The following is a 25,273-nucleotide window of genomic DNA, read 5'->3' on the forward strand; positions in this document are numbered from 1 at the left end:
TAAGGTTAATTATTAGACTTTACCTCCCAATAACCCTGTGTGCCACCGTGGCGTTTTAAAAACCCTTTGGTTTTGAGCGCATTTATATGTTTGCCCATAGGGGATTCATTGATGCCTAAAGCTTCAGCTATTTCAGTATAAGTAATAGTAGTATTGGTTGCAATGAGTTTAAGTACTGCTTTTTGTCTTTTAGTAAGTGCATCTATAGCATCTATTGCACCACCTGTTACACCACCCATTGCACCACCTTTTTGACCATCTACTCGACCACCTTAATTTTATCTGAAAATCGACTTTGATGTAGCGTTGGCTCTTTATTCTTCCTCATCTGACATTTCGACGTTTTCTGTTAATGAAAATCCTTTTTGTCTAAACCAATTTTCACTTATTCTATTATTATCACTTTTCGGTAACGGTTTTGCTTCGTGAACCTTAAAAGTTGTCGGAAGATTTACCGAATGACCAAAAATCAAAGCGTGTTGAGTCGGAATAGATGGCATTCTCCTCAAAATTGTTTCGGAAATATGCGGTGTAATTTGTCGAATATGTGCAAGGTCTTCTGGATTTTGTATTCTGTGGACTATAAAATTACTGCATTGAGATAATACTGTTTTAGATAATTCACTTGGTCTTTGTGATGAAACTAAAAGTAACAGTCCAAATTTTCTCCCTTCTTTAGCAATTGAGTCAAAAATCTTATTTGCTTTAAGGAATGTTCCCATTGGATTACGTGAAATATATCTATGAGCTTCTTCCAAAATTAGATTTACTGGATATGAATTTCGAGGATTTATGTCCTTAACACTTTCATAAATAATACGAGATATAACACAAGATATTACTTCCACAATTTCATCTTCTACTGCACTTATGTCAATAATAATTATTTGACTAGTTTTTAATTTTTGAGCTTCTACTTCATTTAATCCAATCAAACTGTTTTTATACTCACTTATATTGCCATCATCTTTTTTTAGAAAATTGAAATCCGTTCTGTCCTTGATACTTTTTACCCTTGTAATTAACGAAGAACAATAATCTCTAATATGTCTATTTCCGTGTGCTTCTTCATATAATAGAGCTAAATCGAGAGCATCTTCTATAATGTCAAATGTGAATTTTTGGTACTTTTCATAAGAAGGCATTTGAAATTTTTCTTGAATAAAAAGTGATAAACCATCTCCGTTAGTTTGCTCAAGGAAATAGTGTAATTGTTCAGTCCCTACAATTACTCCAAAATGAACATATAAGCAGTTTCTTAAATTAAGTCTAACGTTTTGATTCCCAATACGTACAGAATTATGTTCTGTACCATCTTGGTCTATAAAAGTGAATTCTGTTGTTAATGATATTTCAGCTGTATTGAATTTTTGAAGTATCGATAATATCCTATCGGACTTTGATGGACTGCTAGTTTCATCTCTTAAAATCTCACTTATACACGTTGCTAAAATATGATTTTTGAGTTCATTGACATTTTCTCCAATAGAAAAAACAGATGCTAAACCTAGTGCATTTCTTAATATTGGTATTTGAGTTTTTTCTGTTGCTTGAAGAAGTAAAGCCCATTCATCAATAGTCAAAAACCAATGAGGTAGTGTAAATTCTTTTACATCCTCGTCTGAACTCCCTATACAGAAATTTTGCACTTCAATATCTGTGTTTTCAGATATCTCACTAAAAGCCTGTTTGTATTCGCCATTTACATCAAACACAATGAATGTACTTCCTACAGCACTATGATTTGATAGCTTATAAATAGACTGAAGAATTGAAGAAATTGTACAAGATTTACCACTTCCTGTATTTCCTAAAACAGCAGAATGACCAGCAAAGAATTTATCTATGTCAATTTTAACTTCATAATCTGGGAATATAGTGGAAGTACCAATTGAAAGCGTTTTATATCTTCTCTTTTCACAATCACATTTTTCTTTGTGTTCGCTAGGTTTTTCACAAACTATCTCAATTTGTTCCTTAACATTAAAAATGGCATCAAGCTCTTTTTCTTTTATGTAAAGAACGTCTGTATATAATGCAGGATAAACGCTAACTCCAAATTCAAATTTATAATAATCTGGATTTTCATCAACTGGTTTTAGTGTGCCAATAGGAAGTATTTCTAGATATTTACCAGTAGTGCTTTTACTTAAAATTTGTTCTTTAGGATTACTAAAAGGTACATTTAGCTCTTTTTCTCGAACTCCAGATACTTCCGATACTATAAAGTAATTTTGATAGGGTAGAACAACGTAGCTGTTAAGTTGAGCAAAATAATGGATATCATCAAATCCACTAATGTTAAAATTATCAATTCCACTTAATAGTTCAACAGTAAATCTATCTGAATTTATTGCTACTACTTTACCAATAACTCTTTGTTTATCTTCTCTATTCATTATCTTGGAAATAGAGTTTTTATAGCATTATCGATTTTGTCATCAATTTCGTCATTACTTAAGTCCGGTAATATTTGCTCAATAAAACCTTTGAAATAATGTAGACTTTCTCCGTTTTCTAACTTACCACCTACAATCCAGATTCTTGGGTCATTTAGTGATTTTAGTTTTTTGATTTCTTCACTTTTAGCAAAATCTCCAAACACGATTAATCGGAAAGACGGTATTGTAAATGCTTGATAAATAAGATTGTTTATATGCTCATCACTAAAGCTATATCCAAGAGAAATAAGTATGTTGTTATTTCTCATTAGTCTTTTCTGAAACTCTCTAAACAAATCTGAATATGGACTTCCCATACTTGCATTTTGTTTTAGAGGTGTAGGATGTATCATTATAACATCCTTTTTTTTGAGGTTTTCTAAACTTGTTTCTTGAATTTCTCTTACTCTAAAAAGTTTTGTTTGTTCCTCGTCCTGAACCCAGTTTATAGAACCGTGTATTTTGTATAGGTAAATGAAATTATCAATAACACTCCATTTACCTTGTGATAAATCCATTTTTTCAGCTAGTGCATAATTAAAAATGGTCGGATTAAAATATTTTTTTATGCCACCTGAAAATCCATTTACGTAATGTATTCCCAAACTGTCAAGTGCGATTTCAGAGTATAAATCATAATTTGTTGTAAATATGCTTGGTTTTGGAAGATTTGCATTTCTGTACAACAGTTTGCGATAAAACATTTTATAAAGATTTACTAAATCTATGTCGTCTTCATTACTACGTTTAGTCTCATTCAGACATTGTTCTAAAAGGAAATTTCTTGCTTTATCTATAATCCCTTTGACCTTATTAAATTCGTCCGTTCCATTTTGATTGGTGGTTTCATAAAAATATATAAGACTGTGAAGCGTACCTAAAAAAGTTTCTAAATTGTTTTGAAATGTGGTTGACGCAATATCAAGTTTTACATCGTTTTTCAACCAATTTCGTTCATCTTCTATCAGAATGTTAGCATAAAAATTTGTAGCAAGAGGTGCCATTGTTGGTATACCTATTTCTTCCCATTCTTCATCTTTATTCTGAATTTGATAAGAGGAACAGCCAGAACCCAGAAGAAAGGACAGGTTTTTTCCATCAAGAACTTTATTGAAAGAATCTTGTATTTTATTTAGAAGAGCCGATTCACTTTTTTCGTCTGATTTGTCTTTTATTTTCTTTAGAACTTCTTCGTTTCCTTTGTAAAAATATAATTCAGATTCTGCCATTAATAATTTTTGTTTTAGTTTTTCAATTCATTTAAAAAATTTTCAATTTGGCATTGGCTATTTTTTCCCTCTGTTCAATCTTCGGTTAGATAGCTTTTTCCATATACCATCCGCCAATTCAATTTCTTCATTAGTCAAGCCGTAATTTTCCTTTAATATTTTTTCATTCGTAATTTTCAATAATTCCGAAATATCTTTCTTTTCACGAATCATTTTGTCAATAATTGGCAACAATTCCGCATTCTTTTCATTGTAAGGCAAGAGTATTCTTCCCACTTCGTTCGGCATTAACTCCAATACTCCGCCACCGTGACTTCTCCCACAAATCTCAGCAAACGCAAAAGAGAGTGAATTATAATAACTAGCTGTCAAAGCTTTTATGTTCGTTTTCTCTTTTACAGTTACTCTGTGCATTGTATCTGTTGTAAAAGCCTCTGCTTCGTTGATTATGAGTTTTGGATACTTATTATTCCTCCTAATAAACAATGCATCAGATATTCTTTGTGATGGCACAATTTGCCATTCATCACGAATCCTGCATTTATAACCTTTGTGAATTTTCTTTTCTACTCCCCAAGCAATATATTCTCTAGCTCCAACAGAACCATTTAGTTCGTCCATTTTTGGAAATGATAAAAAGTGCGTTCTTGCTTCTGAATTTCTGTTTTTAATCCAGTCTTTTTCTGTGAAAATTGCACTTGGAACCTGAACGCTTCTGCCGACTAATGGTTTTGCATACTTTTCAAGATTGTAAAATTGCACAATAGAAAGCGGAACTGTGAAAAATGGATTTGAACCTGTTGTGATTCCAACTTCTACTTTTGCATATTCTTTAAGTCTTGGAATTATTTTGTCGTTTTGAAGTTTTTCTAAAAAGTCGATTTCGTTTTGTTCCAAGAAGTAAAAAGTCCATTTGTTTGATTTGAAATCAATTTTCTTTTTTGGACTTTTTAGTTTTGATACATCTAGTTTTTCTAGTTCTTCTGCATCTTTCAATTCTAAATGTTCAATCAAATGTGTTTTAGAATTGTTTTTCTCACACAACAATAGGACTACTTCTTGTTGTATGTCTGGAAATACTAACTTTTCAAAAGAAACAATATTTATTTTGTTGTAAAAATGAGCCAAGAACTCTCGTAAGGGTTGAGCATACGAAACTTGAAGTATTTCGGCAGGTAACACGAATCCAATTTTGCCTTCTTCTTTTAAAAGTAGGGAAGAGCCAACAACAAACGAAACCCAAGCATTGGTTAGTTTAGAATACTTTAGTTTGGCTTTGTCAAAAATTTGTGAAGCAAACTCTTGTTGCTCTCTGTCAAAATATTGGTAACGAATGTAAGGCGGATTTCCGACTACCAAATCAAACTTTTGTTTGGTATTAATACAGAAGTCGTGAAAATCCGAATTAATAACGTTGGTCTTGCCCAAGCCAATTTTTTTAGACTTTTCAGCTTCAACTTCATCAAATTCTATTGCAGTTACAGAATTGTATTCGTAACCTCCTTTTTGTATTTCTTCAAGGAATACACCATCTCCACAACTTGGTTCTAAAATATCAAGTTGTTTATTACCATTTAATGCCCATTTTAAAACAAATGATGCAATTGGTTCAGGTGTATAGAATCCACCCCTTAATTTTTCTTTTGATGCTTCTTTAATTAGTTGCATAAATTTCAGAAATTAAAGGGATATTGCTATCAGCTTCTCCCAAGTTATACAAATTTTTTAGTGTCTCGTCTAATTCAGTTTTTAGATTGTCGAATTGTCGTTGTAAAGGAATTAGTAACCTTTTATTTCCGTTGCTTTTATCTATTTTTCCTTGAATATCAATTAATCTTTTTTGAATTTTTGCTATTTTATCGTGAATATCTTTCTCTGATTTATTCTTAAAATCAATAAGCTTGATAGGTAGTTTTTTGAGCACTTTTGTTCCTCGTGCTATATAACCACCTCTGAAGACTTCTCCAATTAGTGCAGAAAACCACTCCAAATATTTAGAGTTCAATAAAGCTTGAATATAGTAGATTGAATAAGGAAAGTTATCAGGTAAAGTAATCATACAATAACCTGCTGTACCACCAGAAGATATTAAAGTTCCAAAGTAGTCAATTGCGTATTTGTTGCCCTGTGCTAAAACTCCAACAATAATTTTCGCAGGTACATCACATTTATCTAGACTTTGATGTCTGCCATATCTGTACCATTCGTTTTTTGTTTCAGGTTCAGGTTTAATGTCTCGTTTATCATTATCAAGTTTGTCCTTGTAATGATTTAAAAAATTATATGTTTCAGGATAGTTTGCCTTTAAGTCATCAATTTCTACAAACTCAATTCCCTTTTTGGTTTTTAGATAAGGATAAATAACAAATGAATTTGGCAAAAATGGGCGATAGGTGTACAGATTATCGTCTCCACTTGAAGTCTTAAAATATGGTCTTGTTAAAGTTTCTTCAACTTTCCATTGAATACCGTCTTTTGTGAAATAAAGAAAGTCTTTATCTTTTTTTTCTATCGAATGAATATAAACGTTATTGGCACTTGTTTGAATACCATTGTATATATTTTCAGAACCAATAAGCTCCTCTAATGTATTCGATTGTGAAACAATAGATGTATAAATTGGTTTTAAAATACTTGGATAAAGGACCCAACCATCTACTTCTAAAGAATCTATATTAAATTCGTCAAAATTTTCTGAACCAATATTTCTTGTTTTCCAATTTTTGAGTGAATTTACTTCAAGATATTTGACTTGTTCTAGTTTTTCTTTTTTGAGAATTAAGAGACAAGTATAAGTAGTTTTGTTTTGAAAAACTTGATTTGCCCCAAAGGATATTATTTGCTGTATTGCTTTGTTGTCAACAAGTAATTCTCTCAACTTCTTACCAGCTCCAACCTTCGCAAACTTACTTGGAACTATATAACCAAAATATCCACCTTCCTTTAAGAGTTCTAGACCTCTTTCAATAAAAAGAAAGTATTTGTCAAACTGTTTGTATGATGAATTGAATTTTGATTTGTAAATGGGTAATTCAAGAGGTGTAAACTCTTTCATATGCTCTGTAGCCAAATATGGCGGATTGCCAACAACAACATCGAAACGAGTTTTACCAAAATCAAAAGGGTTTATTTCATTTTGATTTTTTTTATTTGTTTCTGATGTCTCAATTAGGCTGTTTCCAAACTGAATATTTTGGTCAAGAGTTGGTAATGCAGGTGTTGTTATTGTTGCATTGTCTTCATTTTCTAGAAGTTTTAATAGCAAACCAAATTTACAGGCTTGAACAGCATTGTAATCTTTGTCAATACCAAAAATGCAACTTTCTAACACTTTCCTTTTGATGGCAAAAGGCAATTTAAATGTATTTATTGCTGTCTGAATTAATCTTTTGTGGTCGTTTAACAAATAGAAATCGACAAGTGTATCTTGCAATAATTGATAAGTTTCCAGCAAAAATGCACCTGAACCACAAGCAATATCTGCAAATGATGAGCTTAAGATTTCTTTGTCAGTTTTGTTTTTACAATGCTCTACAACTGTTTGCCTTAGAATATCTTGAATGATAAAAGTTGGTGTAGTTACAATATCTCTGTCAACATTTTCAGGTTTCTTTTTTAAGAGAATTTGCCCGTTTTCTATAGCTAGTTGTTCTCCAAGAAATATTTCATAGATGTTTCCTAGAATGTCCGAAGCAAAAACTGAAAAGGAATAAGTACTTTCAGGGAAATATAAATCTTTGATGATTTCCCAAAATGCAGAAGAGCTATCAGAAACTACTTTTTCCGTTAACTGTTGATTAAATAAACCTGCGTTATATTTTTTGTCTGCTTCTTTGAATTTTTTGATGAGCGAAGCGAAATCATTATTTTCTGCAAAGTTTAAAAGCGTTTTATAGGTTTCTAAATTTCGGTCCTCACAAACTCTTAAAAATATGATACTATTGATATAAGATTGAACAATATCGTTTAATTCTTCAATGCTTAGTTCAGGTTTATGCGAGTAAATTTCTTTACCTAAAACGATTCGCCATTCGTTAATATGGGAAAGGAATAAATCATCTACACTTGAAAGTTTTAACTGTTCTTCAATTTCTTTCCAAGTTTCATCAAATTCTCCAGAATAAACAGCTTGGTTGCTTAGTTGTTTTTTGATTTCCTCAAAAGCTGATTCATATTCTGTATAGTGATAAAGATTGATTCTAGATTTCGTTACTGCATCATCTTTTCCAACTTTTTGTGAGCAATCATAGATTGCCAAATATTCAAAATTTGATAGAACTGAAATTTTAAGTTTTGCGGTAAAACCATATCTACGTATTTGCTTTGCAGGTTCGTTATCGTTTTCAATTTTTACATTCGGTTTTTTGGCTTCTAAAAAGAATTTTCGCTCTGAAAATAGTCGAAAAGTATAATCAGGCTTTTTTGTGTTAGAACTAGCATCTGCTTTTAGTCCTTCTTCAACTAAGACTTCACGTTCGTTAGTTGGCTTTCCAGTCGAGTTTTTAATATCCCAACCAAGCATTTCAAATAATGGGTCAAGAAAATCAGTCCTAAGCTGAGTTTCGTTGTAGTCCGCTTTTAGGTATGCGTCTCTATTCGAATGATATTTTTTAATAAGGTCTTTAATGTTCATATTTATTTCAAGTCCAATGAACCTTGTTTAAGATTCTTATTTTTTAAATATTTAATTTTTTCTTCTGCCACTTTCAGGATTTCGTTGGTATTTTCTTCTTCAATAATCTGATAAGCTACTTTGTCGCTAAAAAGAATAAGTCCAAGAGTTTTTTCCTCAATTCCGAACAATTCCGCCAACACTGGAAGCATTTCTTTATTAGCACTTCTTTCTCCACGTTCAATTTTCCCCAATGTTGATGGGTCAATGTCAAGTTTTGATGCAACTTTTCTTATCGGAAGATTTTGGTCTTCCCTCAATTTCCGCAAGTACTCTCCAAACGATTGTTTCGTATTCATTTCCTTATATTTTTCCTGAAAATATATTCAGGACAATAATTGTCCAAATGTAGTTATTTTTTTTGGGTTCCAGTGAGAAGAGCGGTGGGAAACTTAAGCTCTAATGCTTTTTTGAGCGTTGGATTTAGCGTTGGCTAAAAACAAATGTGCTTGAATATGCGGTTGGCTTTTCAGCTTGCAGGTATAGTTATATCGCCACTAAATATACTCATATCACGTAAATTTTTAGGGATAAAAAAGCTTATTAAGATATTCCGCTTTGAAGATTTATACTTCTCCATCACTTAAAAATCGACTTCGCCTCATCATAAACCCGCTCAAAATTAGCCGCTAAATCAGTCTGAGAATATTGCTTTGATTCCTGTGGTAGTTCCCTTTTAATGTCGGCTAATTTAAATTGTATTTTTTTATCCTTTCCATCAGCATAGGTAATAAATTCGCCTTGCTTTAACCTAAAGAAAACATCTGCCCTAATCTTGGGGATTTCCTTTTCGCCCGTGGTAATGCGTGTATCAAAATCGAGATTATGTCCACGACTAATACTTTTAGTAGGGTCTTTGATGATTTCAAAAAAGCGTTCGTAGTACTTAGCGGTGTCCGGGTCATTGACCTTTCCGAAAAACTGGTAAGATAGATTGCTCAATATCGCTTTGCTCGCCTTGTCGCCATACATCATATCGTTCTGAATTTTGTCTTGCATCACGTAAATGGTTGAGATGTTATAACTACGTAATGTTGCCGGAATGCGGTGCATATTCAAAAGTCGTATGGTTGGCGCTTCTTCCATTAATAGAAATGACGGTTTAGAATTCCGAACGCTCATTTGCTTCGTAATGGTGTGTATAATTGTAGCTATTACTGGCGAATAAGAAGTTTCAAATTTTGGGTTGTTGACTATCGAAATTACCGCTGGATTTTCTTCGCTATTTATATCGAGTGGCACTTCATCTGCGGACAATGCCATAAAAATACGTTGTGTACTAATTCGTTTGAGCGCATTGGCCAAGGTGCTTTTTACACCAGCAGTCTGTCTTTCAGAATCTTTGCCACTAATAAAAGCATCTGCCATCGCCCTTGAGGTGGTGTTGGTTTCCAGAAACTGGATTAGGCTTTTTGTATCAAGAAATTGATAAACAGCTATTAAATGGGGTAACGTACAGTATTTTGGATATTCCGTTTTCAGTTTCCAAATCAATCCACCAATCAACCCTTCCGCAGCATCGTTAAAGAATTTTGTAGTTCCTGTTGTTCCGCTTTCTCTTTGTTCTAATAGATTTTCGATTAACACCCTTGACACCTCATTTACGCTTTCCTCATTCTCTAAATAACGTGGCGCAATAGGATTTACCCTATGGATGATTTTATCGAAGGAAATGATCTTAAAAGGGATATTGCTATCCTTGAAAAGGGGATAAGCCATTTCGGTCAATTCAAAATCTTTGTAGTCGTGAATTATTCCGCAGAACTCTTCTTTTTCAAAATGTTTCAGAAATCCATAGACAACACTTTCCGTTTTACCACTTCCGGCAGAACCGATAATAGATGCACCCCTTTTAATGTTATCTAATTCGAATTTTCCTTTGGTAGTTGCAAAGTTTACTTGGTATTTGCTATCGCCATTTTTCAGACTTTCGGTTTTATGTAGAAAAACATACAGTCCTGTATTAATTAGCATTAGCGGACAAACCAAATAGAGCAAAATAGGCGCCAGTTCATTGCCTTCGTAAATATAGAATACGATGATTGATAGCAGTATGATATTCAGAACAAATGCATATCTACTTACACGGAAAACTGCATAGAAAATGGTACTGGTCAAGCCAATAATTGAAAGTATCGTTATGAGATTGTTTATTTCCATACTTAGATTCCTATTGAACTTGATTTGATGGCCACTTCCGCACCACGTCTTAACCGTTTGAAAACTCGAAGTGCTATTTGTGCCTGACTAATAGGGATACTCGGCACTATAGGTAATCCTGATTTGCTTATCATTTTAAAAGCCAATGCTTTTTCATTGGCAGGTAATTTCATCAAAGCGGAAAAATATAGGTTTGGGTTCTTTACAAAGGTCTTTTTAGCTTTGTAGGTCTCTGCATAATTACGCTTATATCCAAAAGTTTTGTCAAAGGTTTTTTCCGCTTTCGCGAAAAATGTATCTCTGTCAAAACCACGCTTCACTTTTTTTCCGTGCATCTCTACTTCGGATGCTTTGTGCTTACTTCCTGGGGAAAGGCTTATAGAATTTGAAGCATCCTTACGGCTCACAATAATATGGATATGACTTTGGTTTCCCGCTTTGGGCATTCCCTGGACTATTCGTTTTCCGTTTTGTTGATGTGGTGCTTGGCGTTCCAGTTTGGCAATTTCCTTTTTCATCTTGTTGATATTCCCTTCGGCTCGTCCATCTTGAATATTTCGGATATCCGTTTTGAGCTGAAGTATTTTTGTGGCGAAAGGTTGGTTCTCTTTTATCTGAAAGTCCGTTCCCTTGAAAGTTCTTTGATGTTCAATTTTGGCGTAGTATTTTATGTCGTCTATCGTAATTGGTCGTCCATTGATTTCCCGATTGAAGCTGGCAACATAATCTTTCATCAGCTCACGAGTGTAAGTTTTTAAATCTTGACTACTGTCCTGAAGTTTTCGCAATTCATATTTTGAAGGACTAACCGTAATCGAATAAAACTTGGGTTCTTTCTTTTTCAATTTTGCGGTATTTCCATCAATTTCTTTGACCACTTCTTCAGCGGAAATCTCGTCGCCATATTGGTTGAAAAAGTGTTCCATATCTCGTTGTTCCAAACCTTCATTTTCTTTCTCTAAATAGCCTACAAAATCGGCTGAACTTTGGCTATAATTACCACCCATTTTTTGAGCTGTGATTGTGATATACATAGTTCAAATATTTATAGCTGATTACTCGAATTTTGCTTTTCGCGAAAGCGGACTTCCTTCTTTTCTTCGGCATATTTCTTTTCAACAATCAAAGGTTTTTTTACAGGTTCTTCCATTTCAAAAAGGGATTGAATCATCGCCACCGTGGGTTTGGTTTGTGTCTTTTCCACGTCTCTCATTATGGCAATTACTGCATTGATTCTTTTTAAGAGTTTCGCTTCGATGGTTCGCCCTGTTGGTCCTAATTTTTCCTTTGGCGATATTTCGTTGTAGAAGAAAAAATCGAGCATCGTAGCCATCGCCTCGGTGTGCGATTTGAAGTAAGTACGTGAGAAAGTTTGGAAACGCTTTGCAGTTTCCTTTTTAAATCTGATTCCGATAAATGAGTCCATATTTCGCCAATTTGTCGCAAAATCTTCCCTAAAAATGGGCGTTTCCAGCCCGTTTGTCGCAAATCGTTGATTGTCAAGAAATTATAATATATTCAATTCGCTGACTATCAGCTATTTGAAAACGAAAAGGAATCCGAAACATCGCGCAGCGTGTTACCCTCTTGCTATTCCTTTTCGTCCCGCTCGCGGGACAAAAATCCATACAATCTGGCTAAAAAGCCAATTGCCATTTTCAGGGAAAATGATTTTCCGATATGTTATTTTCGATGTGTAAGATTATCGGCGAAAGTCGAAAAGTGGATAACCTTACTTTAATTTGAATGCTGAATTTCAGCGACATAAAGATACGTTTTTTTTATTGACTTGAAATTAATTGCATACAAAAACACCTCTAAATTTTTAGAGGTATTTTATGCTCTAATCAATCGTGCTAAATATTGAAAACGAAATTATATGAGTATAAGTTTTTAATCATTTCCTCATCAATCAAGTTTTCATAATTTGCACCAGTTTCTTCCACATATTTTTTTATGGATTCCCCATAAAGATGTGTTACGTGTTCTCTCGAAACCTGTAAAAGTTCCTCTTGTTTTTCCTCGCTCAAATCTTGAAATTTTATATAAATCATAGCTTCAAAATTTTAATATTCGCTTGGTAACATCAGCGTATTATTTACAAAAAATAATCGCAGTTCATCGAGCGGAAAATCGGTTGCTCTGTACCCTTGCTTTTCCAAAACATTGTCATTGCCATCGCTGTAAATTATCTCGGCTTCATATCCCGAATAATCTTGTTTCTCTTCGGGCAATCTTTTAAAATCGATTGTGATAAATTCGCTTCGGTTCATCAGACTTTTTGCAATTACAGAAGTGTCCGTAATGAGCCAAAAACATTCAGCGACTTCTGATAAATATTTCAATCCGTCCGTAAATCGGGTTCTTAATAATGGGATTTGGTAGAACATTTCTGTTCCTGTAAAATATTGCAACCGCTCTTTTATTTCGTTAACTTGTGCTTTCATTGTTATCTAATTTTAATTAATGGATAATGAAAAAGAGGGCGCAACTTTCGAGAGGAACGCCCTCTTTAATTTTAAAGATTACTTATCGCTTTTGCTTCCAAGTAATAGGATTTCATCGGCTACCACTTCGGTAACGTAGCGTTGTTCGTCTGCATCAGTTGTGTAGCTTCGGGTCTTTAGTTTCCCTGTTACCCCAACTTCTTTGCCTTTTACAACATACTTCTCTACAATTTCGGCAGACTTGCCCCAAGCAACAATTGTATGCCAATTCGTATCTGTTTGTTTTTCGCCTTTGGCATCTTTGTAATACTCATTGGTGGCGAGTGAAAAGCGTGCTACTTTCTTTCCGCTTTCAAGGTTCGTAATGGTTGGTTCTTGTCCAACGTTTCCAATTAACTGTACGTGATTTTTAATAGTACTCATAATAAAATATTTAAGTGATTTTTATTTCCCCTATTGATTTAAAACAGATTAAATTTTAAGGGGTGTTTGTTCTTTTCTTCTGTGTGTAACACAATTGATAGAGTGGGTTTTGTCAAGACTTTTAGGGAATAAATCAGGTGTGTTTGCGACGTAGTAAAATCCTTGGATTTTCAAGGAAGTAGAAACCTTATTTTTCACTAAAACTTGTATAGTCTTGACAAGTTCCATAAGGGCATTAGCAATTCTTTTAAACGCAGTTGCGTTTGAGCGTACCGACAGTTAAGCGAGATAAGTAGCTGTGTTTACATTAGAATTGGTTATGTCGTGCCTGTTTTTCGACGACCCGAAAAACAACAAAGGCTTTATCCATTATAAACCCCTTAAAATGTGTAAGACAGCGGTTTGGTTTTTAAGGATTTTCGAGTGAGGGCTCAAGAAGACCGCGCCGAAAATCCTGTTAAGAAAACCGAAGTGATGACTTTCCGATGAAAAGCGGACTTAATTCACAATTTTGGCAAAGGAATGAAGTGTTCCATCCCAGAGCATCGGGAAGGGTTAACGGAATGGAAAGCTAAAATTGGGGATTGTGTCCAAGATATGTATAGGGAAGCTCTTTTCCCGAAATGTAGCTTTTTGGGGAATGTAGGGGAATGTGCTGAACGGATTATGAAAATGAATTTTCCTTTTCCGTTGGATTTAAAGCGGACTTAATTTAAAAGATGTAGATTGGGAATGAAGTGTTTCCCGCTTTTGGTCGGGTTTAGCGTAGTGGAAATCGTAATCTTTGACATTGTGTCCAAGACTCTGTAAGGAAGCTCCTTTCCCGAAATGAAATGGTAAGTCTGCATTTTCAGCAGACAATCGTAAAATGTAGGGGAATGTGCTGAGTGGGTTTTAAAACGGAATTAGTAATTATTTAATTTTAGGTGTTTTGGGTTTGTTCATCTTACCGTATTCAATTTAGGGAATGCAGACCGATTTTATTTCCTTCCGAGTCAAGAAATAGAGCGTAATAACCACTTTCATCTGCGTGAAGTGATTTTTTAACAATTATTTCGCCACCATTTTTCTCAACTTTATCAAGAATAATTTGAAGATTATCTCCACCATTTAAGTATATGGTTACGCCATTGGCCGAAGGTTTATATCCTTCTGCTCTAATGATAACTCCTGTAACCATTTGTTCTTCATAAGGGAATATTCCCATTTCCATTTCGGGCATTTCCATTTTCTCAATGTTAATGTCTAAAATTGCTTGATAAAAATTTACTGCTCTTGAAACATCCGTTGCTGGAATTTCAAAGATTGAAATATGACTTTTCATTTCTTTTGTTTTTTGATTAATATTAGATTCAACCGAAATAGTTTCGGTTTTAGATTTGTTTTGGTTGTTACAAGCTGTAATACTAAAGCAAAGAATTATGGCTGTACAAAGAATTGATTTTTTCATTTCGTCCTGTTTGATTTGACAAGACAAATTTAGATTACGTGCAAATAAAAAAATTGTAAAAATGCGACACGCTGACTATTTGTAGAAAAGGGTAGAAAGTGCCATATTTTCATTGCCTAAAAATTCCTTCGGATTAATTCCGGTAAACTCTTTAAAGTCTTTTGTAAAATGTGCTTGGTCAAAGTATTCACTTTCGTAAGCAATGTCGGTCAGGTTTTCTGACTTTTTATTAAGAAGTATTTTTAGTGCAGTTTGCAGTCGGATTACTTTACCCAACTGTTTTGGGCTAACGCCAATTTGTTTTTTAAAATTTCGTTCAAGTTGTCTACGTTTTGATAAATCTTCTTTAAGAATTCTGCTTATTGAAGAACTTCCTTTTGTTGCTAAAAGTGCATCAATCGTAGTTTTTACAATACTGTCAACTGTAGTTTTTTTGTTTAACTTATCTAAAAGAAAGTTTTCAATAATTTCTATTCGTTCAACACTATTTGTTGCCTCAATTATTTTTCGCTCCAATTCATTAGCGGTTTTTTCTCCGAACAATAGGCTAATAGGTGTTTCCTTATTTGCCAAATTCTTAATTGGAATATTTACAAAATTTGCAAAACCGTAAGGGTAAAAACGAATTGCAAAAGTGTTTACAAATCCTGTTGGTTCAATGTAAAAGGGTTCAATTGTCTGTCCGAGGACCATTGCACGAGGTTGTATAATGAATTCATCTTCCGAAGTGTATCTTTTAATGTCGTCTCCAAGTATAAAAGCCATTTCAATTGTGCCATCAGGAATAATTCGTTGTTTTTGCACATCAGGTTCAGCAGGAACTTCTAAAGTCCAATAGCAACTGACAAGCGATTCCAAATCAGAATTTGGTTGAAATGTTTGATAGTTCATTTATAATTTGATGTTTTTTTTGAATGACGCACAACTTGCCTTATAATTTTTAAATATAATGTTATTCCCATTATTGGATTAGTAAACATAATTTTTTATCTCTAAATTTATTTAAACTCCAGATAAGTGGATTATATTCAGTTTTTGGCTTGGAAATCAAGTCTCCTTACTAGTCCCGATATTAATACGGGCTGAAAGGGTAAACACAATGGAAAGCTAAAAATTGGGGGTTCTGCCCAAGACGATTATTGTAAAGCTCTTTTCCCAAAATGTAGCTTTTGGCGAAATGCAGGGGAATGTACTGAACGGATTAAGAAAACTATTAATTCTCATTATTTAGGATTTAAAGCGGACTTGGCTTTAAAGGTGTAGTTTGGAATGCAGTTTGACCGATTACCAATATTTCTCTGGAATGAGCGGACAAGTGGAATGGAAAACGGAAGCTTTAAAGTTGTGTCCAAGACTTTCAGTAGTGAAGCGCTTTTCCCGAAATGAAGTTTTTTACGCAATGTAGGGGAATGTGCTGATTGGGATTATAAATGTAATAGCATAAAAAAACCTCCCTACAAAGTAAGAAGGTATATTTATTGCCAATTTAAACCGATTATTTATTTAAAATATGTCTTTTAACGATTGTTCCTAAATCTTTCTCCGAAAACCATATATCCTCTGGATGCAGGTGCATAACGGGTGCTTGTTCGCACTTGTTGTTGCAGTCCATATCGTCGACTTCTATTTTATCTTTCAGTTTATATTTCTTAATATAATAATCTAAAAGCTTTCCTTTTTTCTTTCGGCATTTTACACCGTCACATCGATAAATTACTGGCTTATTATTTTTAGAATCTTCCATAATATTATTTTTTTAACGAATGATTTTTAGGTCTTAAAAAAGTTACCACCAGTACCAAAATTACTAATGTAATAATGCCTCCATAAAGGAAACTTTGATTAGGAAACGTAGTTCCCAAAAACCCCGCCAATGGATAAGCAAATGCCCACCAAAGATGTGAAAACGCAAAATGAGAACCATAGACTTTACCCTGTTCTTCAATGGGAACTGTTTCTCCGATAAGTGTTTCGGATGGAATCTCCGCAAGGCTTTGGCCAAGTCCGGCAACAATCCATACAATGAATAGCATTGAAAAATCGAGATAATTGGCGAAACTTATGGCAACTCCTAAAATCAGAGCTCCAACGATAAGCGAGATGCGCCTTGATTTGGATTTATCAATTGCTCCAGAAACAAATGCAGCTACCATTGCGCCAATAGCGAAAGCTGCCATTATGATTCCATAGTCCTTATCTGTAAGTTCCAATCCACCTTTGACCAATACGATGGTATTGACCAAAATAAGTGCACCGGCAACCGCAGAAACGAATTCAATGGATAACGCAAAGCGCACGTATTGATTGGAAAATAGTAATTTAATGCCTTTTAAAACATCTTGCCAAGTGGTTGGTTTTATTTTACCTTCGACTTCATCAGGAACAACATCCAACTTACTTTTCGGAAGGCTTAACAATAAAATACCTGCGATAACAAATGTAGCAGCATCGACAAAAAATATTTCCCTTGCACCCAGCCAGATGGCTAAAATCCCTGCCAATCCGGGACCCAGCACACCTAAAAGCTGATACGTGGCTGCCGATAGACCTATGGCTTGACGGTATATGGATTTATCTACAATCTGAGGAATAATAGCTCGATAGGTCGGACTAAAAAATGCGTTGAAAACATTCATAAGAAAAATGAGAACGTAAATTTGCCATTCTTCAGTTACAAAAGGCAAACAACCTACTATAACCATTCTGACAAAATGTGTGGTGTAGAGTATTTTCTTTCGGCTAATCCTATCTGCCAAGACTCCTGCAAAAGGCGAAAATATAATGAAGGTTGTAACTCGTAAAGTAAGAGCTGTTGCCAATATGACCGCAGCCCTTTCTTCGCCAAACTGATATGCCAAAAGAGCCAATCCAACCCACGTAAAGGCATCGCCCAATAAACTTATGGTCTGTGCCAAATAAAGTTTTGCGAATAAACGATTACGTAAAGCTTGGAATGGCTCTAATAGTTTTGACAGTTTCATTTATTCTCTAAATATTAATTGAGTTCAAAATTTTAATTTGTGCCTGCTGAATGAAAGGGTATTTCAATTGGGCGTAGAAATTGACCTTCCATTGCAGGACTTTAGGTTATAATGTATACTGACCTTTGAGCCTCAAGTTTACTGTTACATCTTCATTACTGGTATTTCTGAAAAACCAACCGTGTTTTCCTTCATAAGGGGCTAAAAAAGTACCAACCATATTATGGGAATTTGAAATCGTATAACTTTCAAAATAGACCTCTTTTACTTCTTCTTTTTGTTTTACCTCACCGTGAAAATCAAAGTAAAGTACTTCATTGTTTGCGGTTGTCCATTCATATTTCATTGTTCCGTATTTGAGCATATTTATTTTAAATTCTATGCCTTTTCCTGCGGGAACTACCACTTTGGTTTCATCCTCGCGAGTTGCTAATTGTTCTTCGGGTGCGGGATTATCTGCTTCTACGGGTCGAGCGACATCGGGTCCCGACCCAGCTTTTTCGAGTTTTATTAATGGAAGATTTGATGTTGAGACCATCATTCCCAAATCATCAGTTTGATTGCTTTCAGGCACATAGAGTTTGCTAAACCCTAAAAGTTTACCTGCTCCTGTTGGGTCTATCCCATATTCCGCAGGTAATACTGCTACAACTAATAGAAGTGCTCCAACAACTAATGCTATGATGGTTGCCTTTATAATTTTACTTTTTTCCAAAATTGGATGTTTCATTTCTGACATAATTTTTTTTTTAAGATGTAAAATAGCCTGTTAATTGGAAGCCAAGCAATAAAAACCCTGCTGCCATAAGTGCTGTATTTGTAATTGTTGAAAATTTCATAAAACTGGGTTGCCTTCTCCAAATTGTTATAAGGATTAACACAACTGCTAAAGCAATAAACTGTCCTATTTCCACTCCAATATTGAAACCAATTAGGTTGGTAAAAAGGCCTTCTTTATCAAATTTGAATTCTTGCAGTTTACTGGCAAGTCCAAAACCGTGGAACAGACCGAATATCAGAACTGCTGCTTTTGTGTTAGGTTGTTTCCCAAAGAAACGTTTGAAACCGCCCAAATTGTCGAATCCCTTATATACAATTGAGAGCGCAATGATAGCATCTATCAAGTATGCATTAATATTAATATCGGCTAAAACACCTAATAACAAAGTGGTACTATGACCAATTGTAAAAAAGCTGACATATAAGAGTACTTCTTTTGGTTTATACAGAAAGAAAATAACGCCGACCAAAAATAGCAGATGGTCATAACCCGTAATCATATGTTTCGCTCCTATATAAAGAAAGGGGCCGAATGCCACGCCGCTGTTTCCTAATAAAAATGTTTGTGTGTCTTCATCTACTCCGTGAGCATACGCCATTGAACCAAATGCTCCGTATAGAAACAGAATGAGGAAGACGTATATATTTTTGATTTTCATAATAAAATTGTTTAAGTCCCATTGCACATCGCAGTGCAATGGAACTATGATTATTAATGGGCGTGCCCGTGGGATTTAACTTGTTGTATGCTATCCAATCTTCTATTTTCTTCTCTTACTATTTCCAAGCTATCTTCCCTTTGGCTCATTTCTTCTGGGCTTAAAATTGTTTCAGTATTTTGAGTTTCTACGCTTTCATCTTTTTTAGTTTCTCTACAAGATGCTAATAACGTTAAGCTAATGGTTGCGATAAAAAGTACTTTTTTCATAATGTTTAATTTTATTGTTATTGATTTTTAAATTATTCTTCTTCTTCAGAATTTCTTAATGCAGACAAGATGGAATAAGCGTTTTTAACAACAGGTTTAAAATTTTGAACAGTAGCACCATCAGCAAATGTTATGGCTGTATATCCTTCCTGCTCAATTCCTTTTTTAACCTGTTCTAACTTGAATGTATAGCCATTTTCCGTTTCTTCGGTTTGAAGAACTACAAAATCTTTTCCTTCATATTGAACTAAAGCTTCTGAAGGGATTGCATTTTGCTTATTTGTGCCGCTTTCTACCCAAGCCTTTACGTACATTCCTGGTAATAATCCTTTTTTGTCTTCTTTGTTTAAATGGCTATAAACTGGCGTCATACGGTCACTACCAGTCGCTTTTCCAATTAAGAAAACCTCGGCAGTACGATTGAAGGTATTGTCATCAGAAAGTGAAAATTTAACGGTTTGACCAATCTCCAACTTTCCCAAATCTTTTTCAAAGGCATTCAATGCCAAATGAATATCGTTTAAATCGACAATTTCAAATAGAACATCCTGTGGTGATACATAATCCCCAATATTTACATTGCTGGCTTTTATAAAACCTGAAATTGGCGCATAAAGATTTGCGGTTCGTGTTATATTGCCATTTTGGACAGAACTTCTACTTATTCCCGCAAGGGCAAGCTGCTGTTCGTATGCCTTCACTCTTCCTTGTGTTATTTTATAATCAGAAGAAACCTGTTGAAATGTTTTTGCTGAATTGATGTCCTCCTCTCTCAATTTCTTTTGTCGATTAAATTCTTCTTCAAGAAATTGAAGTCTGCTTAAACTTTCCAAATAGCCCTGTTGGATTTGGATAAATTCAGGATTTTCAATGGTTGCCAAGATTTGCCCTTTTTTAATTGCTTCACCGGGCAATCTGCCAGCCGTTTTTAAATAACCTCCTAAAGGTGCAGATACAGAAGCCATACTTTCAGGCTCAACATCTATGGTTCCATTTAGTTTTATTATGTTACTTAAATTTCTCATTTCAATCGCACCGGTTTCAATTCCGGCAAGATTGTATTGGTCTTTGGTAAAAGTGATTTGTTTGGTTCCAGTTGCAACTGGTTGTTCATCTTTCATCGAAGATTTTTCGGAACCTTCCACTTTTTCAGAATCCTTATTGCCACAAGCCACCATAAATAGGGTGGATAAAATGAGTAGCGAAATTTTTGTATTGAATTTAATTTTCATCTTTTTTATGTTTTAATGTGATATCACAAGATTTTTACAAGCCCAATAAGGCTTCGATTACTATGATGGACTGGTTATATTGATATAGTGTGTTTAGATACTCTGTTTGAATACTGTTCGCCAAAGTGAGGTTTTGCAAGTATTGCGTATAGGAAACATCCCCGCTTTTAAAGCTCTTTTCCGAATTATCAATGATAAGTTCCGCTTGTGGCAGAGCTTCATTTTGATAATAATCTAAAGTGCCTTGAAGTTTGTAATATTCTTGCAATAAATTTTGTAGTTCCCCTTGTAGTTGCGTCTTATTTAACTCGATTTGAGACTGGACGATGACTTCTTCGATTTTGGCCGTTTGAATTTTGGCACGATGTCCACCAGGAAAAATGGGAATTGCAACACCTACTTGAAAGAATGAAAATCGGTCATTGTCACTAAAATTTTGGTTTGCTATACCGCTATTTTGAGCCCCAATAAATGTTTGGCTATTATAACCGAACATAATATCGGGTAACACTTTATTCCTTTCTACATTGGTCTCCCTTTTCCTTACTTCTAACTGTTGTTTTAAATAAACGTAAAACGGGCTTTGCTCCACAGACTGGTTTTCAATATCTAAATCTATCTCACGCCGAACCAGTTCACTACCTGTAATACTAATGTCATCATTTGTGTTTAAAACTACCTGAAGCTGTCTTTTGGCGATACGCATATCGGCTTCGTTTTGTTGAAGCTTGTTTTTTATTTGCATCGATTGCGTTGCCGAGGTTACACTTTCCAATTTTGTGGATTCGCCAGATTCATAACGCATCGAACTTGAACGGTTGAGATTGCCATATAGACTATCTTGACGCTGCAATAATTGTTTATTCTGCATTAAAAACACAACTCTGGAATAGGCTGTTTTTACATCCGCAATCAGGTCATTTTCTTCTATAACCTTTAGTTGTTCACTGCTACTAACTCTTGCTTTTGCGAGTTTAAACTGACTGGTATAAACTGTTGGAAAATTAATACGCTGTGTAACTCCGTATTGGTTATCCTTTACCGTAGGCGTATTAAATTCGCCATTTTGATATGAAAATTCTGTTCTGGGAATAGTTATAGCACCGTATTTTCCTTTTACTTCAACCTCGATTTCATATTGAGCGATTTTAATACGGTTATTGTTCTGAAGTGCCATTTCAATAGCCTGCTGCAATGTAATTTCACGTTCTTGCACCATACTTGTTTCTTGTGCTTGAAGTTGCATTGCTGGAAAGAATAGACCGCCAATCACGATTAAAGTAGTGGCTATTTTTTTTCTTCCTAAATTCAATTTTACTTTTCCTTCCGTAAAATAGATATACAAGACTGGCAAGACAATAAGGGTTAATGCAGTCGCCGTAATCAATCCTCCAATAACAACGGTAGCCAATGGGCGCTGTACTTCCGCACCTGATGAATTTGATAACGCCATAGGTAAAAAACCTAAAGCAGCTACAGTTGCCGTCATTAATACAGGTCTCAATCTCACACGAGTTCCTTTAATGACGCGTTCATAAATATCGGTCACACCTTCTTTATCCAGCCTATTGAATTCTGCTACGAGTACGATTCCATTTAAAACCGCCACACCAAATAGGGCAATAAATCCAATTCCAGCTGAAATACTGAAAGGTAGGTCTCTTATGATTAGTGCAAAAACACCACCAATGGCAGATAAAGGTATCGCCGTAAAAATGAGCAAGCTTTGTTTCATTGAACCAAAAGTAAAAAAAAGAAGTACTAAAATAAGTAACAAAGCTACTGGCAAAGCAATCATTAACCGCTGATTAGCCTCTTGCAAGTTCTGAAATTGACCGCCATAGGTTACATAATAACCTGCTGGCATATCAACTTTCGAATTCATAATTTGCTTAATGTCCTCAATTATACTTTGTACATCCCTGTCACGTACATTGAAGCCAACAATAATCCGACGTTTTGCATTGTCACGTTGAATCTGTACAGGTCCTGGTTCAAATGAAATGTTGGCCACCTGACTTAACGGAATTTGATTTCCCTGTGGTGTGCTAACATATAAGTTCTGCACATCTGTAATATCGGTTCGGAAATTTTTGTCCAATCTCACAACAAGGTCAAATCGACGTTCCCCTTCATAAACAAGTCCTGCCGAAGTACCCGCAAAGGCAGTTTCGATAGCATTATTTATGTCCTCGATGTTCATTCCATATTGAGAAATCTTATCGCGGTTCATTTGAATATTAATCTGTGGTAATCCGGTCACTTCTTCCACATACAAATCTTCAACACCCTCAACCGACTTTATTTTGCTACCCACGTTACTTGCCAAGTCTGAAAGAATATTGAGGTCTTCGCCATAAATTTTTATTACAACATCCTGTTTTGCACCTGTTAAAAGTTCGTTGAAACGCATTTGTATGGGTTGTTGAAAACTAAAAGTAGCATTCGGGATAATGGACAGGGATTCTTTCATCACTGCTGCCAGTTCTTCTCTTCCGCCAGCTTTTGTCCATTCCGCTTTTGGACTTAAAATAACCATCATATCACCTGCTTCAATGGGCATCGGGTCTGTTGGAATTTCCCCTGAACCAATCTTGTTTACAACTTGCTTCACTTCATCTGGATATTCACGTAATAATATGGTCTGCGCCTTTTGAGAAACATCAATCATCTGGTCGATGGAACTTCCAACAGGCACTCGGGTTTCAACCGCAAAATCTCCTTCGTCCAATTGGGGAATAAACTCACCACCCATATTTGCAAAAACTATCAGCGTTATAATAAATAATCCTACTGCCAATCCAAGTACCAATAGTTTAGCGTGCAGGGCAGCTTCTAAAATAGGTTGGTACATACGCTGAAAGAAATCCATCATTTTATCGGAAAAATTCCGTTTATGTTCCGTCTTGCGACCCAGTGCGAGGGCAGACATCATTGGAACATAGGTAAGTGATAAAATTAATGCTCCAAGAATAGCGAACATTACCGTTTGAGCCATTGGATGAAACATTTTTCCTGCAACTCCGCTCAAAGCCAAAATAGGCACGTAAACGATTAATATTATGATTTGTCCAAAGGCAGCGGAATTCATCATTTTCCCAGCAGATAATTTTACCTCGGAATCCATTTGTTCGGACGATAGCTTTTCAACTCCAGAATACTTCTTTTTACTGGTATGAATTCCGAACATTACGGATTCAACTACAATTACTGCCCCATCTACGATAAGACCAAAATCTATGGCGCCCAAACTCATTAAGTTTCCGGAAACCTTAAAGAGGTTCATCATCGCGATTGCAAAAAGCATTGAGAGCGGAATGACCGAAGCCACTATCAAACCACCTCTTAAATTTCCAAGAAAGAGGATTAGTACAAAAATTACTATCAAAGCACCTTCCGTAAGATTAGTTGTTACAGTCCCTATTGCACGGTCCACCAAACCTTTCCTATCCAGATAGGGCTCAATGGTTACGCCTTCGGGTAAAGTTTCTTTAATCTGTTCAATTTTAGCTTTTACATCATTGATAACTGCGGAAGAGTTTGCTCCCTTTAGCATCATTACAATTCCTGTAACAACTTCGCCTTCTCCATTTCGCGTAGCCGCTCCATAGCGCACGCCGTGACCAAATTGTACTTTGGCAACATCCCTTACAAGTACTGGTGTTCCGTTATTAACTTTAACAGCTATTTTTTCCAATTCTTGTAAATTGTTCACAAGTCCTTCGCTCCGAATAAAATAGGCATTAGGACCTTTATCTATATAAGCGCCACCCGTGTTTTGATTGTTTTTTTCCAGAGCGGTAAAAATATCTTCAATAGTAACATTCATACTTTGAAGTTTATCTGGGTCTATGGCAATTTCATATTGTTTGACTAAACCACCAAAACCACTCACTTCTGCAACACCAGGTGTTCCTAATAGTTGTCTTTTGATAATCCAATCCTGTATAGTTCTTAATTCGGTGGCATCATATTTATCTTCATATCCTCTTTCGGTATGAATTACATATTGATAAATTTCACCCAACCCTGTAGTTACGGGTCCCATTTCAGGTTTTCCGATGCCTTCAGGAATATCTTTGGCTGCTATTGACAAGCGTTCTTGAACTTGCTGCCTTGCCCAATATAAGTCTACACTTTCCTCAAAAACAATAGTTACAATGGAAAGTCCGAAACGAGAAAAGGAACGCATCTCCTTAATCCCAGGAATACTAACCATTGTTTGTTCTACTGGAAACGTAACTAATTGTTCTACTTCTTGTGCCGCTAAAGTGGGTGATATGGTAATAACCATAACTTGATTGTCTGTGATGTCTGGAACTGCATCTATGGGTAGCTGTGTTAGCGAATATGAGCCCCATCCAATTAGAGCCAGCGTAAATAATCCGATAACAAGTTTATTGTTTATCGAAAATGCGATGATTTTGTCTAACATTATGTTTAAAATATTTTAAGTCGTAAATAATAAAAATGAAAATACCATACAGGTTATCTATGGATTTGAGTTATACAAAACCAATGATTAATTCT

General features: G+C 35.0%; 21 protein-coding genes. All 21 read right to left on the reverse strand.

All coding sequences use genetic code 11. The features are described 5' to 3' along the window. Window positions 1-5: 5 nt before the first annotated feature. On the reverse strand, window positions 6-239 hold the full coding sequence (locus AACZ49_RS02550; RefSeq protein WP_339651256.1) for a winged helix-turn-helix transcriptional regulator: 234 nt from the start codon (window positions 237-239) through the stop codon (window positions 6-8). A 75-nt stretch (window positions 240-314) separates the two neighbouring features. Further along, window positions 315-2,399, reverse strand: a complete 2,085-nt coding sequence (locus AACZ49_RS02555; protein ID WP_339651258.1) for a DUF87 domain-containing protein — start codon at window positions 2,397-2,399, stop codon at window positions 315-317. Beyond that, window positions 2,399-3,670, reverse strand: a complete 1,272-nt coding sequence (locus AACZ49_RS02560; protein WP_339651263.1) for an SIR2 family protein — start codon at window positions 3,668-3,670, stop codon at window positions 2,399-2,401. The genes AACZ49_RS02555 and AACZ49_RS02560 overlap by 1 nt, the downstream gene beginning before the upstream one ends. A 57-nt stretch (window positions 3,671-3,727) precedes the next feature. Then, window positions 3,728-5,338, reverse strand: coding sequence for a class I SAM-dependent methyltransferase (locus AACZ49_RS02565; protein WP_339651265.1), 1,611 nt, complete (start codon window positions 5,336-5,338; stop codon window positions 3,728-3,730). Then, window positions 5,325-8,303 carry an N-6 DNA methylase gene (locus tag AACZ49_RS02570; RefSeq protein WP_339651266.1) on the reverse strand — a complete coding sequence of 993 codons (2,979 nt, stop codon included), beginning with the start codon at window positions 8,301-8,303 and terminating at the stop codon, window positions 5,325-5,327. Before AACZ49_RS02570 ends, AACZ49_RS02565 begins: the two co-directional genes overlap by 14 nt. 2 nt (window positions 8,304-8,305) lie before the next feature. Further along, the gene (locus AACZ49_RS02575) at window positions 8,306-8,641 is read right to left on the reverse strand and encodes a helix-turn-helix transcriptional regulator (RefSeq protein WP_121666347.1); all 336 of its coding nucleotides are present in this window, start codon (window positions 8,639-8,641) and stop codon (window positions 8,306-8,308) included. A gap of 280 nt (window positions 8,642-8,921) precedes the next feature. Continuing rightward, window positions 8,922-10,502 (reverse strand): type IV secretory system conjugative DNA transfer family protein, encoded by a 1,581-nt coding sequence (locus tag AACZ49_RS02580; protein ID WP_339651273.1) that lies wholly within the window; start codon window positions 10,500-10,502, stop codon window positions 8,922-8,924. 2 nt (window positions 10,503-10,504) lie between these two features. Beyond that, window positions 10,505-11,536 carry a MobB family relaxase gene (gene mobB / locus AACZ49_RS02585; RefSeq protein WP_339651275.1) on the reverse strand — a complete coding sequence of 344 codons (1,032 nt, stop codon included), beginning with the start codon at window positions 11,534-11,536 and terminating at the stop codon, window positions 10,505-10,507. Window positions 11,537-11,547: 11 nt separating this feature from the next. Then, entirely contained in the window at window positions 11,548-11,928 is a 381-nt protein-coding gene (locus tag AACZ49_RS02590) for a BfmA/BtgA family mobilization protein (RefSeq protein WP_339651277.1), read from the reverse strand. Window positions 11,929-12,358: 430 nt separating this feature from the next. Next, a complete protein-coding gene (locus tag AACZ49_RS02595; protein WP_339651279.1) occupies window positions 12,359-12,556 on the reverse strand; it encodes a hypothetical protein in 198 nt (65 codons plus the stop codon). A gap of 12 nt (window positions 12,557-12,568) precedes the next feature. Beyond that, window positions 12,569-12,949 (reverse strand): DUF6876 family protein, encoded by a 381-nt coding sequence (locus AACZ49_RS02600; RefSeq protein ID WP_339651280.1) that lies wholly within the window; start codon window positions 12,947-12,949, stop codon window positions 12,569-12,571. 78 nt (window positions 12,950-13,027) lie between these two features. After that, entirely contained in the window at window positions 13,028-13,372 is a 345-nt protein-coding gene (ssb, locus tag AACZ49_RS02605) for a single-stranded DNA-binding protein (RefSeq protein WP_339651282.1), read from the reverse strand. Between the two features lie 955 nt (window positions 13,373-14,327). After that, the gene (locus tag AACZ49_RS02610) at window positions 14,328-14,822 is read right to left on the reverse strand and encodes a VOC family protein (RefSeq protein ID WP_339651283.1); all 495 of its coding nucleotides are present in this window, start codon (window positions 14,820-14,822) and stop codon (window positions 14,328-14,330) included. A gap of 75 nt (window positions 14,823-14,897) precedes the next feature. Further along, the gene (locus AACZ49_RS02615; protein WP_339651284.1) at window positions 14,898-15,713 is read right to left on the reverse strand and encodes a helix-turn-helix domain-containing protein; all 816 of its coding nucleotides are present in this window, start codon (window positions 15,711-15,713) and stop codon (window positions 14,898-14,900) included. 604 nt (window positions 15,714-16,317) lie between these two features. Further along, window positions 16,318-16,566 (reverse strand): (2Fe-2S) ferredoxin domain-containing protein, encoded by a 249-nt coding sequence (locus tag AACZ49_RS02620; protein WP_339651285.1) that lies wholly within the window; start codon window positions 16,564-16,566, stop codon window positions 16,318-16,320. 4 nt (window positions 16,567-16,570) lie between these two features. Beyond that, a complete protein-coding gene (locus tag AACZ49_RS02625; RefSeq protein ID WP_339651287.1) occupies window positions 16,571-17,803 on the reverse strand; it encodes an MFS transporter in 1,233 nt (410 codons plus the stop codon). Between the two features lie 106 nt (window positions 17,804-17,909). After that, window positions 17,910-18,542, reverse strand: coding sequence for a hypothetical protein (locus tag AACZ49_RS02630; RefSeq protein ID WP_339651288.1), 633 nt, complete (start codon window positions 18,540-18,542; stop codon window positions 17,910-17,912). Between the two features lie 10 nt (window positions 18,543-18,552). After that, window positions 18,553-19,242 (reverse strand): HupE/UreJ family protein, encoded by a 690-nt coding sequence (locus AACZ49_RS02635; protein ID WP_339651289.1) that lies wholly within the window; start codon window positions 19,240-19,242, stop codon window positions 18,553-18,555. Window positions 19,243-19,295: 53 nt separating this feature from the next. Continuing rightward, a complete protein-coding gene (locus AACZ49_RS02640) occupies window positions 19,296-19,511 on the reverse strand; it encodes a hypothetical protein (protein ID WP_339651291.1) in 216 nt (71 codons plus the stop codon). Window positions 19,512-19,543: 32 nt separating this feature from the next. Then, the gene (locus AACZ49_RS02645) at window positions 19,544-20,743 is read right to left on the reverse strand and encodes an efflux RND transporter periplasmic adaptor subunit (protein ID WP_339651293.1); all 1,200 of its coding nucleotides are present in this window, start codon (window positions 20,741-20,743) and stop codon (window positions 19,544-19,546) included. A gap of 34 nt (window positions 20,744-20,777) precedes the next feature. Next, the gene (locus AACZ49_RS02650) at window positions 20,778-25,178 is read right to left on the reverse strand and encodes a CusA/CzcA family heavy metal efflux RND transporter (RefSeq protein WP_339651295.1); all 4,401 of its coding nucleotides are present in this window, start codon (window positions 25,176-25,178) and stop codon (window positions 20,778-20,780) included. Between the last annotated feature and the right edge of the window lie 95 nt (window positions 25,179-25,273).

It is taken from the genome of uncultured Maribacter sp. (assembly GCF_963975365.1).
GTDB lineage: Bacteria > Bacteroidota > Bacteroidia > Flavobacteriales > Flavobacteriaceae > Maribacter.

What these genes read in the sequence shown, in the direction of transcription:
- AACZ49_RS02550 (WP_339651256.1), bottom strand. Translation starts at nt 239, where the DNA reads ATGGGTGGTGTAACAGGTGGTGCAATAGATGCTATAGATGCACTTACT.
- AACZ49_RS02555 (WP_339651258.1), bottom strand. Translation starts at nt 2,399, where the DNA reads ATGAATAGAGAAGATAAACAAAGAGTTATTGGTAAAGTAGTAGCAATA.
- AACZ49_RS02560 (WP_339651263.1), bottom strand. Translation starts at nt 3,670, where the DNA reads ATGGCAGAATCTGAATTATATTTTTACAAAGGAAACGAAGAAGTTCTA.
- AACZ49_RS02565 (WP_339651265.1), bottom strand. Translation starts at nt 5,338, where the DNA reads ATGCAACTAATTAAAGAAGCATCAAAAGAAAAATTAAGGGGTGGATTC.
- AACZ49_RS02570 (WP_339651266.1), bottom strand. Translation starts at nt 8,303, where the DNA reads ATGAACATTAAAGACCTTATTAAAAAATATCATTCGAATAGAGACGCA.
- AACZ49_RS02575 (WP_121666347.1), bottom strand. Translation starts at nt 8,641, where the DNA reads ATGAATACGAAACAATCGTTTGGAGAGTACTTGCGGAAATTGAGGGAA.
- AACZ49_RS02580 (WP_339651273.1), bottom strand. Translation starts at nt 10,502, where the DNA reads ATGGAAATAAACAATCTCATAACGATACTTTCAATTATTGGCTTGACC.
- mobB (WP_339651275.1), bottom strand. Translation starts at nt 11,536, where the DNA reads ATGTATATCACAATCACAGCTCAAAAAATGGGTGGTAATTATAGCCAA.
- AACZ49_RS02590 (WP_339651277.1), bottom strand. Translation starts at nt 11,928, where the DNA reads ATGGACTCATTTATCGGAATCAGATTTAAAAAGGAAACTGCAAAGCGT.
- AACZ49_RS02595 (WP_339651279.1), bottom strand. Translation starts at nt 12,556, where the DNA reads ATGATTTATATAAAATTTCAAGATTTGAGCGAGGAAAAACAAGAGGAA.
- AACZ49_RS02600 (WP_339651280.1), bottom strand. Translation starts at nt 12,949, where the DNA reads ATGAAAGCACAAGTTAACGAAATAAAAGAGCGGTTGCAATATTTTACA.
- ssb (WP_339651282.1), bottom strand. Translation starts at nt 13,372, where the DNA reads ATGAGTACTATTAAAAATCACGTACAGTTAATTGGAAACGTTGGACAA.
- AACZ49_RS02610 (WP_339651283.1), bottom strand. Translation starts at nt 14,822, where the DNA reads ATGAAAAAATCAATTCTTTGTACAGCCATAATTCTTTGCTTTAGTATT.
- AACZ49_RS02615 (WP_339651284.1), bottom strand. Translation starts at nt 15,713, where the DNA reads ATGAACTATCAAACATTTCAACCAAATTCTGATTTGGAATCGCTTGTC.
- AACZ49_RS02620 (WP_339651285.1), bottom strand. Translation starts at nt 16,566, where the DNA reads ATGGAAGATTCTAAAAATAATAAGCCAGTAATTTATCGATGTGACGGT.
- AACZ49_RS02625 (WP_339651287.1), bottom strand. Translation starts at nt 17,803, where the DNA reads ATGAAACTGTCAAAACTATTAGAGCCATTCCAAGCTTTACGTAATCGT.
- AACZ49_RS02630 (WP_339651288.1), bottom strand. Translation starts at nt 18,542, where the DNA reads ATGTCAGAAATGAAACATCCAATTTTGGAAAAAAGTAAAATTATAAAG.
- AACZ49_RS02635 (WP_339651289.1), bottom strand. Translation starts at nt 19,242, where the DNA reads ATGAAAATCAAAAATATATACGTCTTCCTCATTCTGTTTCTATACGGA.
- AACZ49_RS02640 (WP_339651291.1), bottom strand. Translation starts at nt 19,511, where the DNA reads ATGAAAAAAGTACTTTTTATCGCAACCATTAGCTTAACGTTATTAGCA.
- AACZ49_RS02645 (WP_339651293.1), bottom strand. Translation starts at nt 20,743, where the DNA reads ATGAAAATTAAATTCAATACAAAAATTTCGCTACTCATTTTATCCACC.
- AACZ49_RS02650 (WP_339651295.1), bottom strand. Translation starts at nt 25,178, where the DNA reads ATGTTAGACAAAATCATCGCATTTTCGATAAACAATAAACTTGTTATC.